Source organism: Arthrobacter sedimenti, from assembly GCF_042652025.1.
In the GTDB taxonomy this organism is placed as follows: Bacteria; Actinomycetota; Actinomycetes; order Actinomycetales; family Micrococcaceae; genus Arthrobacter; species Arthrobacter sedimenti.
In genome coordinates, this window is record NZ_JBHSDQ010000002.1 from 416,867 (window position 1) to 432,681 (window position 15,815).

13 protein-coding genes and 2 riboswitches are annotated in these 15,815 nt (G+C 65.8%); of the genes, 10 read left to right on the top strand and 3 right to left on the bottom strand.

Annotated features, from left to right (window positions below):
- Positions 1-19 precede the first annotated feature (19 nt).
- Positions 20-742 (top strand): hypothetical protein, encoded by a 723-nt coding sequence (locus ACFO0G_RS07120; protein ID WP_376976900.1) that lies wholly within the window; start codon positions 20-22, stop codon positions 740-742.
- A gap of 61 nt (positions 743-803) precedes the next feature.
- Here the strand turns inward: ACFO0G_RS07120 and ACFO0G_RS07125 are convergent, their stop codons facing one another.
- On the bottom strand, positions 804-1,715 hold the full coding sequence (locus tag ACFO0G_RS07125) for a LysR family transcriptional regulator (protein ID WP_286402992.1): 912 nt from the start codon (positions 1,713-1,715) through the stop codon (positions 804-806).
- A 130-nt stretch (positions 1,716-1,845) separates the two neighbouring features.
- Between ACFO0G_RS07125 and tdh the strand changes: the two genes are divergently transcribed.
- From tdh to ACFO0G_RS07155, 6 genes are all read left to right on the top strand, one after another.
- Positions 1,846-2,892 (top strand): L-threonine 3-dehydrogenase, encoded by a 1,047-nt coding sequence (gene tdh / locus ACFO0G_RS07130; protein ID WP_376976901.1) that lies wholly within the window; start codon positions 1,846-1,848, stop codon positions 2,890-2,892.
- Between the two features lie 21 nt (positions 2,893-2,913).
- Positions 2,914-4,110 carry a glycine C-acetyltransferase gene (locus tag ACFO0G_RS07135; RefSeq protein ID WP_376976902.1) on the top strand — a complete coding sequence of 399 codons (1,197 nt, stop codon included), beginning with the start codon at positions 2,914-2,916 and terminating at the stop codon, positions 4,108-4,110.
- A 105-nt stretch (positions 4,111-4,215) separates the two neighbouring features.
- On the top strand, positions 4,216-5,346 hold the full coding sequence (locus tag ACFO0G_RS07140) for an NAD(P)/FAD-dependent oxidoreductase (protein ID WP_376976903.1): 1,131 nt from the start codon (positions 4,216-4,218) through the stop codon (positions 5,344-5,346).
- An 11-nt stretch (positions 5,347-5,357) separates the two neighbouring features.
- Complete coding sequence (hutI, locus tag ACFO0G_RS07145; protein WP_376976904.1) at positions 5,358-6,569, top strand: imidazolonepropionase; 1,212 nt, start codon at positions 5,358-5,360, stop codon at positions 6,567-6,569.
- A gap of 100 nt (positions 6,570-6,669) precedes the next feature.
- On the top strand, positions 6,670-7,458 hold the full coding sequence (locus ACFO0G_RS07150; RefSeq protein WP_376976905.1) for a DeoR/GlpR family DNA-binding transcription regulator: 789 nt from the start codon (positions 6,670-6,672) through the stop codon (positions 7,456-7,458).
- Positions 7,459-7,529: 71 nt separating this feature from the next.
- Complete coding sequence (locus ACFO0G_RS07155) at positions 7,530-8,309, top strand: CPBP family intramembrane glutamic endopeptidase (protein WP_286403003.1); 780 nt, start codon at positions 7,530-7,532, stop codon at positions 8,307-8,309.
- Positions 8,310-8,380: 71 nt separating this feature from the next.
- Here ACFO0G_RS07155 and ACFO0G_RS07160 read toward each other — a convergent pair whose 3' ends face one another.
- Together ACFO0G_RS07160 and ACFO0G_RS07165 are read right to left on the bottom strand one after the other, a co-directional pair.
- Positions 8,381-10,144: an HNH endonuclease signature motif containing protein gene (locus ACFO0G_RS07160; protein WP_376976906.1), complete on the bottom strand. Its 1,764-nt coding sequence runs from the start codon at positions 10,142-10,144 to the stop codon at positions 8,381-8,383.
- Positions 10,145-10,620: 476 nt separating this feature from the next.
- Positions 10,621-11,259, bottom strand: coding sequence for a VOC family protein (locus ACFO0G_RS07165; RefSeq protein ID WP_376976907.1), 639 nt, complete (start codon positions 11,257-11,259; stop codon positions 10,621-10,623).
- 151 nt (positions 11,260-11,410) lie between these two features.
- Positions 11,411-11,525, top strand: a riboswitch (SAM riboswitch).
- A gap of 44 nt (positions 11,526-11,569) precedes the next feature.
- Between ACFO0G_RS07165 and ACFO0G_RS07170 the strand changes: the two genes are divergently transcribed.
- The 3 genes from ACFO0G_RS07170 (at position 11,570) to ACFO0G_RS07180 (ending at position 15,813) form a co-directional block, all read left to right on the top strand.
- Positions 11,570-12,886 carry a bifunctional o-acetylhomoserine/o-acetylserine sulfhydrylase gene (locus tag ACFO0G_RS07170; RefSeq protein WP_286403007.1) on the top strand — a complete coding sequence of 439 codons (1,317 nt, stop codon included), beginning with the start codon at positions 11,570-11,572 and terminating at the stop codon, positions 12,884-12,886.
- A 122-nt stretch (positions 12,887-13,008) separates the two neighbouring features.
- A riboswitch (SAM riboswitch) is annotated at positions 13,009-13,124 on the top strand.
- 12 nt (positions 13,125-13,136) lie between these two features.
- Positions 13,137-14,252, top strand: a complete 1,116-nt coding sequence (metX, locus tag ACFO0G_RS07175) for a homoserine O-acetyltransferase MetX (protein ID WP_376976908.1) — start codon at positions 13,137-13,139, stop codon at positions 14,250-14,252.
- 178 nt (positions 14,253-14,430) lie between these two features.
- On the top strand, positions 14,431-15,813 hold the full coding sequence (locus ACFO0G_RS07180) for an MFS transporter (RefSeq protein WP_376976909.1): 1,383 nt from the start codon (positions 14,431-14,433) through the stop codon (positions 15,811-15,813).
- Positions 15,814-15,815: the final 2 nt, after the last annotated feature.

Genomic DNA, 15,815 nt, shown 5'->3' on the forward strand with positions numbered 1-15,815 from the left:
GCGTGCGGGAGGAACAATCATGGTGGTCCGGGAACCAATGAGGGTGCGCAAGGCGGCGCTTGCCGGGGCGGTGGCCCTGGCGCTGACCGGGACGGGGGCTGCCCTTGCCTGGTCTGCCACCGGCACGCCCACACCGTCGCCCTCGCCGTCGCAGTCGGCGCCCGGAAATTCAGGCGAGGCGCCCGGGCAGAATAAGCCGGGCAAAGTCCAGCGTTCCCAGCCCCTCCATGGCGAGGAGGTAGTCAAGAACTCGGACGGCTCCTTCCAGACCATCCTGGAACAGCGGGGGACCGTCGAGTCCGTCAGCGACTCGGCCATCACCGTCAAAAGCGAGGACGGCTTCACCCAGGCCTACACCGTCAACGACGACACGAAGATCACCAGGATTCCTCCGGCCGCCAATCCCGGTGCAACGCCCAGCCGTGGCGCAACGCCCAGCCCTGGAGCAACGCCGAATCAAGGCGCAACCCCCAGCCCCGGAGGAAAGTCCGACGACGGCAAGCGGCTCAAGCCGACGGACGGAACCATCGCGGACATCGCGGCAGGGGACACGGTTCGCATTGCAGGCGTCAAGGACGGAGACACAGCCACGGCCAGGCGGATCGTGAAGGGCGCCGGCGACAAGCCCGGCCTTGGGCTGGGACGCGGTTTGGGACACGCACCTGGACTGGAACATTCACCCGGACTTGGGCATGGCAAAGGAATGGGCCGGGGCAACGGCAATGATGACCAGGGAGCGTAACTCCGGCAGATTCCGGGCATGCCCGCCTTCCGGGGCGGAACCCCCTTTCGCATAGGGCTGTTCAGCCCTGGCGCACCAGGCCCGCCATGATGTCCTCCAGCGCCTCGCAAACCATCACCACGGACCGCCGCTTCAGGTTCTCCGGCCGGGCCAGCAGGTCGATCCTGCGCCGAGTGCTGATCCCCTCCAGCGGGCGCAGCACGATGTCGGGATTGAGGACCGGACCCGCCGTGTACCTGGGCAGCAGCCCCACCACGCCACCGGTGGCCACAAGCGCCGCCACGGTGGAGTAGTCGTTGATACGGTGGACGATGTTCGGCTCCCTGCTGGAAACGGCTGCGACGGCGGCAAGGACATCGGCGGGGGAGTAACCGGGGTGGCTGGTCACCCAGGGCTCGGCGCCGACGTCGTCCGCCGTCACCGCATCCTTCCGTGCCAGGGGGTGGTTGACCGGCAGTGCCACGTCCAGGGGCTCGTGCGCCAGCGGGATGACGGCAACCCGTTCCGCCGGCCACCGCGGACTGTGGTCCATGCGGTGCGCCAGCACCAGGTCATAGCGGGCAGTGAGGGCGGGAAAGTCCTGCTGGGCAACATCCTCGTCAGACAGCTCGATCCGCGGATGCTCGGGCCGGTCCAGCATCCTGGCCAGCGGCGCGAACAGGGCCTGTCCCGCGCTGTGGAACCCGCTGACCGTCACCCGGCCGGCGGGAGATCCATGATACGTTCCCAGCGCACCGCGGGCCTCGGCCATGGCGCTGACGACGGCGGCACCCGCGTCGGCTAGGACCTGGCCGGCCTCCGTGAGCACCAGGTTCCGGCCCTCCTTGCGCGTCAGCGGCACCTCCACGCTGCGCTGCAGATGGGCCAGTTGCTGCGACACTGCCGACGGGGTCACCATGAGCGTATCGGCCACCGCTTTCACGCTGCCCAGGGCACCCAGTTCCCGCAGGATTTCGAGCTGATGAACCTCCATGGCTCCAGTCTATTCATTAGCTACTGCTACATCGTTGATTGAGAAAAATCCTGTTGTGCTAACGCTTCAGCAGGGCTTCAATGGGGATGACATACCCCGCAAACGTGAACCCCAATCAGTAAGGACGCCAATGAAGGCCCTGTACAAGGCCGGCCCGCACGCCGGTTTCGAGCTCGTAGACCGGCCCGAACCCGGGGCCGGTCCGGCGGACGTGAAAATCCGGGTCATGACCACGGGCATCTGCGGCACCGACCTGCACATCCAGTCCTGGGATTCCTGGGCGCAGGGGATCATTGAGGCTCCCCTTATCGCCGGGCATGAGTTCTATGGCGAAGTGGTGGAGGTGGGCGAGGACGTCCGCGAGGTCAAGGTAGGTGACCGGGTCTCGGGCGAAGGCCATGTGGTGTGCGGTATCTGCCGTAACTGCCGGGCAGGACGCCGCCAGATGTGCATCCACACTGTCAGCGTGGGTGTCCAGCGTGACGGTGCCTTTGCCGAGTACGTGGTGATCCCCGAAACCAACGCCTGGGTCCACCACGACCCCTCAGTCACGCCGGAGCTTGGCGCGATCTTCGACCCGTTCGGCAACGCCACCCACACCGCGCTGAGCTTCCCCCTGGTGGGCGAGGACGTGCTGATCACCGGCGCCGGTCCCATCGGACTCATGGCCATCGCTGTCGCCCGCCACGCAGGCGCACGCAAGATCGCCGTCACGGACATCTCCCGCCCGCGGCTGGACCTGGCCCGGCAGCTCGGCGCGGACCTTGCCATCGACGTCTCCACTACTCGGGTGCGCGACGCCCAACGTGAGCTGGGCATGCGTGAAGGCTTCGACGTCGGAATGGAAATGTCCGGCCATCCCTCCGCGCTGCCTGAGATGATCGACAACATGAATCACGGCGGCCGGATCGCCATGCTGGGACTGCCCAGCCAGGAGATCACCATCGACTGGGGCAAGGTGGTCACCCACATGCTCACGCTCAAGGGCATCTATGGCCGCGAGATGTACGAAACCTGGTACGCCATGAGCGCCATGCTCTCTTCCAATCCGGTCCTCCACGCCGGGATTTCCGCCGTGGTCACGGACACGCTGCCCGCAACGGACTGGGAGAAGGGCTTTGAGATTGCCCGCAGCGGCGTGGGCGGCAAAGTTGTCCTCGACTGGACCCGACTCTAAGACCCGACGGTAAGGAACCCCATGTACACCTCCATGAAGGACCAGCTCCACGACGAGCTGGAAGAAATCCGCACAGCCGGGCTCTACAAGACCGAACGCAGCATCAGCTCGCCGCAGTCCAGCCACATCACCGCCGGGCAGATCGGCGGCCCGGGCGCCGACGTGCTGAACTTCTGCGCCAACAACTACCTGGGCCTGGCGGACCACCCGGACATCATAAGTGCCGCAAAGGCCGCCATGGACGAGCGCGGCTTCGGCATGGCCAGCGTCCGTTTTATTTGCGGCACCCAGGACCTGCACCTGGAGCTGGAAGCCAGGGTCTCCAAGTTCCTGGGTACCGAGGACACCATCCTGTTCTCCAGCTGCTTTGACGCCAACGGCGGGGTGTTCGAGTCCCTCTTTGGGGCCGAGGACGCCGTGATCTCCGATGCCCTGAACCACGCATCCATCATCGACGGAATCCGCCTGTGCAAGGCCAAGCGCTACCGGTACGCCAACCGGGACATGGCCGAGCTTGAGGCCCGCCTGCAGGAGGCACAGGACGCCCGGCGGAAGATCATTGTCACCGACGGGGTGTTCTCCATGGACGGATACCTGGCTCCGCTCAAGGAAATCTGCGACCTCGCCGACAAGTACGGCGCACTGGTGATGGTGGACGACTCCCACGCCGTGGGTTTCATGGGTGCCACCGGTGCCGGTACCCCGGAACACGCCGGTGTCAGTGACCGCGTGGACATCTACACGGGTACCTTTGGCAAGGCGCTGGGCGGAGCCTCCGGCGGTTACGTGTCCGGCCGCAGGGAGATCGTCGCCATGCTCCGCCAGAAGGCGCGGCCCTACCTGTTCTCCAACTCCCTCGCTCCCGCTATCGTGGCCGCCACCCTCAAGGCGCTGGACCTGGTGGAGAAATCCGGTGACCTGCGACGCCGGCTGTTCGAAAACGCCGAGCTGTTCCGCCGCCGCATGACCGAGGAGGGGTTCGAACTGCTCCCCGGTGAGCACGCCATTGTCCCGGTGATGTTCGGTGACGCCGTGATGGCCGCCAAGGTGGCCGACCGGATGCTGCAGCACGGCGTCTTCGTCACCGCCTTCAGCTTCCCCGTGGTTCCGCGCGGTGCCGCAAGGATCCGGGTGCAGCTTTCAGCCGCCCATTCAGCGGGCGACGTCGAAGCTTGCGTGCGTGCCTTCGTCGCCGCCCGCGCCGAGGCGGCAGCCTGACAGTAGTTTCGGATAGCCCGGCGGTTCCGGCGAACAGCCGGCAGGCAGGGAGAGCCGACAGGAATAAGCTTTGTGAGGACCCAACGACGCGGACAGGAGTGATCAATGGCAGCTCGTTACGATGTCCTGATTGTGGGCGGGGGCATTGCCGGCCTCTCCCTGGCGTCCGCGCTCGCGGGCCGCTGCAGTGTTGTGCTGGTGGAGGCGGAGCAGGAGTTGGCGTACCACACGTCCTCCCGCTCGGCCCGGCAGCTGATCCCCAGCTACGGACCGCCGGTGGTCCAGGAACTCACTGTCCGGACCCTTGAGCTGCTCGCGGCACGGGACGCGGAGCTCCCGGAACCGGTCCTGACGCCGCGCAGCTTCATGCTGATCGGCTCCGAGGCGGAAGTGGCCGCGGAAGCCAGCGGCCACATGCAGCCCATCACGGTTGAGCGTGCCTTGGAACTGTGCCCTGCCCTGAAGCCTGGAACCTTTGCCGCCGCGGGACTCGATACCGGATCCTTTGGCTGCAACGCACCCCTGCTTCTGGACGAACACCGCAAGCGGGCGCTCGCCGCCGGCGCCGACATCGTCACTGGAGCCCGGGTCCATTCGGCGCAACGGCTGGGTTCCGGCTGGCAGGTTGGTGCCGGCGCCGAGGGGTTCGAGGTGGGTGTGCTGGTCAACGCTGCCGGAGCGTGGGCGGACGAGCTCGCGGTGCTCAGCGGCGTCGAAAAGCTGGGCCTGCAGCCGTACCGGCGCACTGCGGCGATTGCCGCCGTGGAACGTCCCCTTCCGGCTGCCACTCCGATGGTGGCTGCGGCCGACAACACGTTTTATTTCCGTCCTGACGGCCGGGACGTGCTGATTTCGCCGTCCGAGACCGTTCCCAGCGGCCCCGAGGACGCACGCCCGCGGCCCGGAGATGTGGAACGCCTGGTGGAGAAGCTCAACGCCTTCACCAGCCTGGGAATTACGGCAGTCCGCCGGGCCTGGACCGGGCTGCGCACCGAAGCGGCAGATGGGATTCCGGTAGCGGGGTTCGATGCCGAAGCGGCAGGCTTCTATTGGCTTGCAGGGCAGGGCGGCTATGGGTTCCAAACCTCGTCAGCCCTGGCGGAATTCGCGGCGTCCCAGATCCTTGCCGGGCAGGACCCGTCCGGAGGTACTGCTTCCTTTGGTGGCGCCGCCGACGGTCCGGTATCCCGGACAGCGCAGGCCCTGGCAGCCACGCGCTGGTCCATCCGGCGTTGAAGAATGGTGCAATGAGCACCCTGATCACCAACATCGCCGAGCTGATGACGCAGGACCTTGAGCACCGGGTCCTGAAGAATGCGGCGGTAGTCGTCGAGGGGGAACGGATCTCGTGGATCGGCGCCGCAGCCGATGCACCTGCAGCGGATGACGCCGTCGACGCCGGAGGCCGGGCCATGCTGCCAGGCTGGGTGGACTCGCACAGCCACCTGCTGTTCGCCGGGGACCGCACCGCAGAGTTTGAGGCCCGGATGGCGGGGGAGGCCTACGCGGCCGGTGGCATCGCCGTCACCATGGAAGCCACGCGCGCCACCTCCGATTTCGACCTCACCCGGCTGGCGATGGGCCGGGTCGCCGAGGCCGTCTCGCAGGGAACCACGTACCTGGAAACCAAAACCGGCTACGGCCTGGATGTGGAGAATGAGGCCCGGAGCGCCCGCATCGCCTCCACCGTGGCAGACCAGGTGACCTACCTCGGCGCCCACCTGGTTCCCAGCGGCCAGAATTCCGACGAGTACACGGACCTGGTCTGCGGACCGATGCTCGACGCCGTCCGTCCGTACGTCCAGTGGGCCGATGTCTTCTGCGAAGAGGGCGCATTCACCGCGGAACAGTCCCGGCGCGTGCTGCTGGCCTGCCGCGATGCGGGCCTGGGCCTGCGCGTGCACGGCAACCAACTGGGTGAAGGGCCGGGGGTGCAGCTTGCCGTGGAACTGGGAGCGGCGAGCGTGGACCATGTGAACTACCTGGCGGAGCAGGACGTGAAGGCCCTGGCAGCCTCCTGGTCCGGGTGGGACGGTGTTAGCGGCGCGGGTGAACGGGGCACTGTGGCCACCTGCCTCCCTGCGTGCGACCTCTCGACCCGCCAGCCGCTGGCTCCTGCCCGCGAGCTTCTCGATGCCGGAGTGCAGGTGGCGCTTGCCTCCAACTGCAATCCCGGCACCTCCTACACCAGTTCCATGGCGTATTGCGTGACCACTGCCGTCCTCCAGATGCGCCTGAGCGTGCACGAGGCAGTCCGCGCCGCCACATACGGTGGCGCCCTGGCGTTGCACAAGGACACCGGGCGGGATGCGGACGGTGAACGCGCCGTGGGGTCGATCGCGGTCGGGCACCGTGCGGACCTGCACCTCCTGAACGCGCCCTCCGCCACGCACCTCGCTTACCGCCCGGGCATGCCTTTGACGTACGCTGTGTGGCGGGCCGGAGCCCGGGAGCGGTAGCACCAGCATCCCGATGTGCTCCTTTCTGATCGTATGCCGTAGGTTAGAATCAGAAAACGTCATCAGGAATGGTGGCTGAATGATCGGAAGGGCCCCTTGCATGACGCGCACTGACCGGCTTACGGCGATCCTCGACCTGCTGGCCAAGAGCGGCCAAGTGGAGGTTGACGAGATTGTCAGCACCCTCAATGTTTCCCCGGCCACTGCCCGCCGCGACCTGGACAGCCTTGCCAAGCGCCGGCTTTTGACCAGGACCCGGGGCGGTGCGACCACCGGTGCCCTGGCCTACGACCTGCCCGGCCGCTACAACCGCGACGACCATGCCGAAGCCAAGGAACAGATCGCGCAATGCGCCTCTGCCTTGATCCGTCCGGGGGCAGTCATCGGGCTCTGCGGAGGCACCACCAGCACGGCGCTTGCACAGATCCTGGCTACGCGGGAGGACCTGAACGCCCCCTCCAACCAGCCCACACTTACCGTGGTGACGAATGCGATCAACATTGCGGGCCAGTTGGCGGTCCGGCCGAACATCAAGGTGATGGTCACGGGCGGGATCCTTAACCCGCGGTCCTACGAACTGGTGGGGCCCTATACGGACATCATCATGCAGAAGGTGGTGCTGGACATCGCTTTTATCGGCGTCAACGGCATCGATCCCGAGGTTGGCCCCACCAACACGGGGGAGGGGGAGGCTTCCGTCAACGCCCTTTTAGCATCCCGCGCCCGCGTGTCCTATGTCATCGCGGATTCCTCCAAGGTGGGAGTGCGCGCCTTCGCCACCATGGACGGTTATGACTTCAACAGGTTGATCACAGACGCCGGCATTTCTGCCCGCGACAAGGCTGCGTTCGAGGCCAACGGCACGGAAGTGATCGTCGCGCCCGCCTGACGTTGCGGAGAGACTGGGTGCACCGGCAGTTCCATCAGGCTGGATCCAGAAACTGAAGGCAAGATGGGAACATGCTGGTTCCCTCCCGCCGTCGCCTGCGGCTCGAAGTCTGGATCGTCCTGGGCCTGTCCCTGGGCCAGTCGGCTGTCTATTCCGTGGTGCAGCTGCTCGACAAGATGACCCGGGCTCCTTTGGCCGAGGGGACGTCCACCCTGAACCGCTCGCAGAGCACGCGGGAGTACTTCGACCTGACGTACCAGCTGCTGGACATCATCTTTGCGCTGGTGCCGGTGCTGCTGGTCCTCTACTTCCTCACCGACCAGCGCCAGGCCGTGCCTGGCAAAGCGGGCAACTCCGGCTCCGCTTTCCGGAAGCTTGGCTTCAACTTCGCCCGGCCGGGCAAGGATCTGCTGCAGGGCCTGGGGCTGGCTGCCCTGATTGGCATACCTTCGCTGGGGCTTTATGCGGCGGGCCGGGCCCTGGGCATTACCACCGCCATCATTCCGAGTGCGCTTGATGCCTACTGGTGGACCGTTCCCGTCCTGATCCTGTCGGCTGTGCGCCACGCGGTTCTCGAGGAAGTCATTGTGGTGGGCTACCTCATGGACCGCTTCGGCAAGTTCGGTTGGAGTATGCCGCTGGCCATCGCCGTGAGCTCGGTCCTCCGCGGCAGCTACCACCTGTATCAAGGTTTTGGGCCTTTCATTGGCAACGCCGTGATGGGTGTTGTGTTCGCCTGGCTGTACACACGAACCCGCCGGGTCATGCCACTGGTGATCGCCCATGCCCTGCTGGATATCGTGGCGTTTGTGGGTTTCAGCCTCTTCGGCAAGGCCGTTGGGTTGGGTTAGGCAAACCGGCCTTCAGGGTGGGGCGGGCCTGGCGACAAGTCGTGCGCTGGTAGGAGAACGTGTTTCAACTGTCACATTAGCGACAGTAGTAGCCACGAAGCTGCTTCGGGGTCGGGTGGCAGATTGAATGGTTGCGCGTAGAAGTCGTCCCATAGTGGATCTGTGGGGCACAGTCCGCTGGGGTCGAGCAGATTCTCGGCGGGTGGTTCTTCAGGTGGCGGGTCGGGCCAGTTTGGCATGTCCGCGAGTAGTGGCTCCCACTCCAGATCCTCTGCTGCGCGCGCAACAGCCTCCATCGGCAGGATGCCCGCTGGCCAGTGGGTTGGTTCGGTGTCTGGGTGTTCGGGTTTGTAGTGGCGGCCGGTGGGTGAGGTCCAGCCGGGTGGTTCATTGGTGGTCGCCGGGTCCGGTGTCCACTGGCTGTGGTGTTTGAGCCGGTGGTGCTTGGGGCAGAGCTGCGCCAGGTTGCTGACATCAGTACTGCCGCCGTGTTGCCAGGCTTGGAGGTGGTCGGTTTCGTTGTCCGGAGTGCGGTTGGTGCAGCCGGGGAAGGTGCATTTGGCGTCGCGCATCCTGATCCAGCGTTTGATGGACTCGGTGAGCCGGTAGTTCCTCCTCCCGATCTCCAGCGGTGCCCCGTCCCTGGGGTCGACCAGGACCCGGTAGAAGGACTCCGCCCCGTCCGCGACGAGTTTGCGTGCCATCGAGGCCGGGATCGGTCCCACCCCGTCCAGTACTGCCGGCTCATCCGTCGCACCCAGCAGGGAGAGCACCGGCACCATGACCAGGACATCGGCCCGCGGGGCGGGTACCTTCCCGATCTCCCGGACGGGCCGCGAACCGGCAGCGGTGCCGGTCCCGTCGTCGTTACCGGTTCCTTCATCGTTGCTGACCGGCTCGGTTGCTGCAGCGGTGGTGTTGCGGTTGGTCTCCATGGCGTTGCCGGTGCTGAGGAGCAGTGATGCTGCGATGTCGGGGCGGAGTTGGGTGATGGTGCGTGGTTCGTTGGGGCCTTGGAGGCCGCGGGCGGTGGCGGTGGTGCGGTTCCAGATGGCGCAGGCGGTGTCGCCGGGGAGGTGGAGGGAGATCCAGGCCATGCCGTCGCGGTCGGGGGTGTATTCCATGCGCCGGTCGGCACAACCTTTGGTGTGGCGTCTTTCGATGGATTCGGGGTGGTGGCGTTCGCGCCAGCCACGGACCTTAGCCCGGAACCGGGAGGGGACGAGTTCACCCGGGGCTGCGCCGCGGGCGGCGTTGGGTGCGTCGGGGTCGAAGAAATGCGCCACCAACTTCACCGCGCCCTCAGGAGTTAGGCCTTCGGTTTCATCGACGATGACCTTCGCGTGCTGCCAGGACATGTCACCGGCGGCCAGGGCCTCGAAGACGGGTGGGAGGGAGCAAACCTTCCGGGACTGTTCCAGGAACGCCCCGGCGGCGGCGGAGCTGATGGTCAGGACTCCGGCGATTTCCTCCACTACGGACATCTCCGCGTAGGTGCGGTCGTGCAGGGACGCGTCCGGCGGTGTCATGGCCTGCTGAAACCCGACGGCCTCGGCTGAGTCCCGTGCCTTCATCGCGGACAGCCGCGCCTCCAGCCGGGCGATAACTTCGAGCCGTTCCAGCCGGATCTCATACCGCCGCTGCAACACATCAGCACCGGAACCAACAGCAGCAGCACCGGAACCAACAGCAGCAGCACCGGAACCAACAGCTGCACCCGAACCAACAGCAGTGCCGGAGGCCAGGAACCCATCCTCCCGGTCCAAGGCATCAAGAGCGGCCACGGAGGCATGAACGCCTTCCGCACCTGCCCCCACACCCCTGCTGATTCCCATACGAACATCGTCCCTCGAGGCACTGACATTCAAACCTGTCATGCAGACTTACGGCATGGACCGGCGCCCGGGGGCGCGCCAGTCTAGTACCGCGGTCGTACGTTTTCGCCGCGCATGTTCCTTTTCGAGCCCCATATACTCGTCGCGAAAAGGAATATGCGTGGCGCAGGAATATATGTGGTGCGAAAAGGAATAGATGCAGCGCCGGAGCGCGCCAGCCGGAGCACAAAGCCCGCCAGCCGCCGTCGTACGTTTTCTATGCGAAGGTTCCCTGCCGCAGCCCAGACGCCCGGCGCGCGCAAAGGAACATGCATGGCGCAGAAAAATCCGCGGCTCTGACCAGGCGAAAGCAGCCGCTGCTTAAATGAATTCGGCCGCCATGAGGTGGTGACGCCGTTGTCACCACCTCATGGCGGCCGAAGATTATCCGGGCATGGACCCGGCGCACTCATCTCCCAACAAGGGAAGCTGGAGCGTCAGAGAGTGACAGCCCCGTTGGCGGTTTCGAACGTGACCGACAGGATGCCCGGCGTCCCGTGAGGTGCGACCCACTCGACCGCAACGTCCTCAAGCGGCTTCTCCACCGGCTCACCCAGCCACTCGGTGACCCGGGAGGCGGAGCCTGCGATGGTCAGGCAGCTCATCTTGAGGCTGCTCTCGTAGGCGTTGGACGGGTGAAGTGAGGGATCACCCTCCCACTTGAGCATGTACGGGACCTGGGGATCGGCAATGAGGCCCAGGATGCCGATCTGCTTCCAGACCAGCTCGCGCCCGTCCGGGAACTTGCGGTTGCCGTTGACAGCGGAGCGGCCGAGGCGTTCCTCGAAAGGGGCGAGGTCGTCCACTTCGACGCACCAGCCCATCCAGCCGCCGCCTGCCGCGGATCGGGCCCTTACGGCCTGTCCAAACGGTGCCTTGTCCGATGCGGGGTGGTCCAGGACCTCCACAACCTCGAGGTACTTGTGACCGGCGAGCGGGATGATCATATTCCGGGTTCCGAACCGGGGGTGTACCCCGCCCTTCACTGCCTCAACGCCGAGGGCAGTTGCAATACGTTCGGTGGTGGCCGCGAGGCCGTCGTGTTCACAGGCGTAAGAGACGTGATCCATGCGCATGGCAACATCTTGGCACTTTGTGATGCGGCTCTCAGCTAAGGGTACCCTTACTGGATTTGCGCGCACTCAATGGCCATGGGGAGGCCGCCGAAAAGACCATGTTCGTCACAATCCTGTTCACAGCAACAACGCTGTTCCTAGACTTGGCGCAGGTCATGAGTGCCAGCGCCAAGCCCCGGCTCGCTGGCCGGCAACCCTCCATCCGCGGTGGGGTGCCCCGGGTGAAGACTTGGCTGTCCGGCAAGAGTCGGCAGCAAGCGCGGCCCGCACTGCCGGTGAGCATGCCGGGCCCATGTCAAAGGAGATTTGGATGTCCAACGGTTGGTCCTTCGAAACCCGCCAGATCCACGCCGGCCAGGAAGTGGACAGTGCCGCGGGAGCCCGTGCCCTGCCCATCTACCAGACCACGTCCTTCGTGTTCCCTACAGCCGAGAGCGCGGCAAACCGCTTCGCACTGTCCGAACTCGCGCCCATCTACACCCGCATCGGCAACCCGACGCAGGACGCAGTGGAACAGCGGATCGCCAGCCTCGAAGGTGGTTTGGCAGCGCTGCTGCTGAGTTCCGGCCAGGCCGCTGAAACGTTCGCGGTCCTGAATATCGCGGAGGCCGGCGACCACATCGTGGCCAGCCCCAGCCTCTACGGCGGAACCTATAACCTGTTCGCCCACACCCTGAAAAAGTTCGGCATCTCCGTCACGTTCGTGGAGGACCCCGACAACTTGGACCAGTGGCGCAACGCAGTCCAGCCCAACACCAAGCTCTTCTTCGGTGAAGTGGTCTCCAACCCCCGCCAGGACGTCCTGGACATCGAGGGCATCTCCGAAGTCGCCCACCAGGCCGGCGTGCCCCTCATCGTGGACAACACCCTCTCCACCCCGTACCTCATCCGCCCGCTGGAGTGGGGCGCGGACATCGTGATCCATTCCGCCACCAAGTACCTGGGCGGCCACGGCACAGCCATCGCCGGCGTGATCGTCGATTCCGGCAAGTTCGATTTCAGCAAGGACCCGGAACGGTTCCCAGGCTTCAACACCCCGGATCCCACCTACAACGGGCTGGTCTACGCCCGCGATCTGGGAGCCGATGGAGCGCTGGGGGCCAACTTCTCCTACATCCTCAAGGCGCGGGTCCAGCTCCTGCGCGACCTGGGCTCGGCGGTCTCGCCCTTCAACGCCTTCCTGATTTCCCAGGGCCTGGAGACTTTGAGCCTGCGGGTGGAGCGCCACGTTGCCAACGCCACGGAAGTGGCGCGCTGGCTTGAGGCAAGGCACGACGTCGAATCGGTCGCCTATGCCGGGCTGCCGTCCAGCCCCTGGTACGAGCGTGGCCGCAAGTACGGGCCCAAGGGGACGGGCGCCGTCGTCGCCTTCAACCTGGCCGGCGGAGCGGAGGCGGGCAAACGCTTCGTCGACGCCCTGGAGCTGCACTCCCATGTGGCCAACATCGGCGACGTGCGCTCCCTGGTCATCCACCCGGCGTCGACCACCCACAGCCAGCTCTCCCCGGAGCAGCAGGCTGTGGCCGGGGTGCACCCGGGACTCGTCAGGCTTTCCGTGGGGCTGGAACACATCGACGACATCCTCGCCGACCTGGAAGCGGGCTTCAGGGCTGCGAAGAGCGCCTAGACGGGCAAAGTACGACGCCGGGCCTCCGCTCGGGCGGTAAGACGGGGCGGGCAGCAAGCCGGGAAGTCACAACCAGTCACACTCTTGGCCTGGACCGGGGAGTATTTCGTACACTCGATCCAGGTCATGAGTGCCAGTGACAGCCCCGGCTTGCTGGCCGGCAACCCTCCATCCGCGGTGGGGTGCCCCGGGTGAGGACCTGGCCTGCCGGTCAAATGACGGCGGGCAAGCGCGTAGAAGAGGTCTTGCCATGACGGTTACCGTCGCCCCAAAAACCATCCCCGAACACGGAATTGTCCGCTACGCCTCCATCGGGGGACTGGAACTCGAAGCCGGGGGATACCTCCCGGACGTCACCCTGGCCTACGAAACCTGGGGGACGCTCAACGCGGACGCCAGCAACGCCATCCTGATCGAGCATGCGCTGACCGGCAGCACGCACGTAACCCGTGGCGACACGGACGAAGAAGGCTGGTGGGAACAACTCGCGGGCCCGGGCGCCCCCGTGGACACCGACCGTTTCTTCGTGGTGTCCATCAACATTGTGGGCGGCTGCTACGGCTCCACAGGCCCCTCCTCTCCCGCCCCCGACGGATCGCCCTGGGGCTCCCGCTTCCCCCTGGTCACGCTGCGGGACAGCACAGTGGCGGAAGCCCGGCTCGCAGACCAGCTGGGAATCAAGAGCTGGTTCGCGGTCCTTGGCGGCTCCATGGGCGGCGCCCGCGCACTGGAATGGGCAGTGTCGTACCCGGAAAGGGTGCAGCGCTGCGCCGTCATCGCCGTCGGGGCTGCCAGCACGGCAGAACAAATCGCCTTTGCCCAGGCCCAGACCCTGGCCATCCGGCAGGATCCAAACTTCAACGGCGGCGACTACTACGGCGGTCCCTGTCCTGAAGAGGGCCTGGCCCTTGCCCGGCGCATCGCCCACATCACCTACCGGTCCGCCGCAGAACTGGAAGGCCGCTTTGGCCGGTCAGCCCAGGCATCCGAGTCGCCCCTTCAGGGGGAAGTGCTCGCAGCCCGCGGCCGCTACCAGGTGGAAAGCTACCTGGACCACCAGGGCAACAAGCTCGTGAAGCGCTTTGACGCCAACAGCTACATCGCCCTGACCGAGGCATTGATGAGCCACGACGTCTGCCGGGGCCGGGGAACCCTGGCCGAAGCGCTGGCCGCGGCTACTGCACGCTTCTTCGTGGCCGCCGTCGACTCCGACCGGCTCTACTTCCCGTCCCAGTCGCGGGAGCTGGCGCAGGCGCTGCCCGGCGACGTGGACGTCCACGTCATCCAGGCGCCCATCGGCCACGACGGGTTCCTCACCGAAATTGGGCAACTGGGGGCACAGCTGAGGAGCAGCTTCCTGGTCTAGGGCCATCCAGCAAACCGCCAGCAATGTGCATTAGTGCAGATGCCTTCTGCACTAATGGGCGTTGAGGTTGCACGGGCAGGCAGACCATACTCATCGAAGCCGGCTTTCGTGGTGTACATCACACGCGGCTGCCATCGACTGTCCCCGTGGTGTCGACGACGACGCCGAAGGAGTTCGCATGAGTACGGAACGCTCCGCCGCAAGGTTCACCGAGGAAACCGACGTCAAGGCATCAGGCCTGAAGAAAGTGGTGACGGCCTCCATGGCCGGCACCGTCGTGGAGTGGTACGAGTTCTTCCTCTACGCATCGGCCGCCACCCTGGTGTTCGGCAAGGCCTTCTTCCCCAACGCCGGGACCGAACTGGACGGCATCATCGCCGCCTTCCTCACCTATGCCGTGGGTTTCGTGGCCCGTCCCATCGGCGGCATCGTGTTCGGCCACTTCGGCGACAAGTTCGGCCGCAAGCAGCTGCTGCAGCTGAGCATCGTGCTGGTGGGCGTCTCCACCTTCCTGATGGGCTGCCTGCCCACCTTCGCGCAGATCGGCTATTGGGCTCCGGCGCTGCTGGTCATCCTCCGGTTTGCGCAGGGCTTCGCTGTTGGCGGGGAATGGGGCGGCGCCGTCCTCCTCGTGGCAGAGCACAGCCCCAGCAAGTCACGCGGGTTCTGGGCCAGCTGGCCGCAGTCCGCCGTGCCGCTGGGCAACCTGCTGGCCACGGCCGTGCTGTTCGTCCTGTCCTCCACACTGACCCAGGACGCCTTCCTCGGATGGGGCTGGCGCGTTGCCTTCTGGCTGTCCGCGGTGATCGTCCTGATCGGCTACTACATTCGTACCAAGGTCAACGACGCGCCCATCTTCCTCGAGGCCCGCAAGGAAGTGGATGCCGGCCACAAGGGCTACGGCGTGGCCGAGGTCTTCCGCCGCTACCCGCGCGGCGTCTTCACCGCCATGGGCCTGCGCTTCGCGGAAAACATCCTGTACTACCTGGTGGTGACGTTCTCCATCACCTACCTCAAGACCGTGGTGCAGGCCGACACCACGCGCATCCTCCTCCTGTTGCTCCTGGCCCACGCCGTCCACTTCGCCGTGGTGCCCATGATCGGCAAGCTCTCGGACCGCTTTGGCCGCAAGCCCGTCTACATGGCCGGCGCCATTATGGGGGCCACATGGGGGTTCTTCGCGTTCCCGATGATGGATACGAAGAACGACTTCATCATCCTGGCCGCCATCATGATCGGCCTGGTGTTCCACGCCTTTATGTACGCCGGGCAGCCTGCCATCATGGCGGAAATGTTCCCCACCCGGATGCGCTACTCAGGCGTCTCCCTGGGCTACCAGGTGACCTCGATCGTGGCCGGCTCCCTGGCCCCGATCATCGCCGCTTCACTTCTGGGCACCTACAAGTCCTCGGTTCCGGTGGCCGTCTACCTGCTCATCGCCTGCGCCATCACCGCCGTCGCGGTCTTCTTCCTGAAGGAGACCCGCGGCGTCTCACTCCACGACGTGGATGCCGCCGACGCCAAGGGCACCGCCGACCTGTTGGCCGCCGGCAGGAAGTAGGG

Coding starts and splice junctions, on each gene's coding strand:
- ACFO0G_RS07120 (WP_376976900.1), top strand. CDS start 20: ATGGTGGTCCGGGAACCAATGAGGGTGCGCAAGGCGGCGCTTGCCGGG.
- ACFO0G_RS07125 (WP_286402992.1), bottom strand. CDS start 1,715: ATGGAGGTTCATCAGCTCGAAATCCTGCGGGAACTGGGTGCCCTGGGC.
- tdh (WP_376976901.1), top strand. CDS start 1,846: ATGAAGGCCCTGTACAAGGCCGGCCCGCACGCCGGTTTCGAGCTCGTA.
- ACFO0G_RS07135 (WP_376976902.1), top strand. CDS start 2,914: ATGTACACCTCCATGAAGGACCAGCTCCACGACGAGCTGGAAGAAATC.
- ACFO0G_RS07140 (WP_376976903.1), top strand. CDS start 4,216: ATGGCAGCTCGTTACGATGTCCTGATTGTGGGCGGGGGCATTGCCGGC.
- hutI (WP_376976904.1), top strand. CDS start 5,358: ATGAGCACCCTGATCACCAACATCGCCGAGCTGATGACGCAGGACCTT.
- ACFO0G_RS07150 (WP_376976905.1), top strand. CDS start 6,670: ATGACGCGCACTGACCGGCTTACGGCGATCCTCGACCTGCTGGCCAAG.
- ACFO0G_RS07155 (WP_286403003.1), top strand. CDS start 7,530: ATGCTGGTTCCCTCCCGCCGTCGCCTGCGGCTCGAAGTCTGGATCGTC.
- ACFO0G_RS07160 (WP_376976906.1), bottom strand. CDS start 10,144: ATGGGAATCAGCAGGGGTGTGGGGGCAGGTGCGGAAGGCGTTCATGCC.
- ACFO0G_RS07165 (WP_376976907.1), bottom strand. CDS start 11,259: ATGCGCATGGATCACGTCTCTTACGCCTGTGAACACGACGGCCTCGCG.
- ACFO0G_RS07170 (WP_286403007.1), top strand. CDS start 11,570: ATGTCCAACGGTTGGTCCTTCGAAACCCGCCAGATCCACGCCGGCCAG.
- metX (WP_376976908.1), top strand. CDS start 13,137: ATGACGGTTACCGTCGCCCCAAAAACCATCCCCGAACACGGAATTGTC.
- ACFO0G_RS07180 (WP_376976909.1), top strand. CDS start 14,431: ATGAGTACGGAACGCTCCGCCGCAAGGTTCACCGAGGAAACCGACGTC.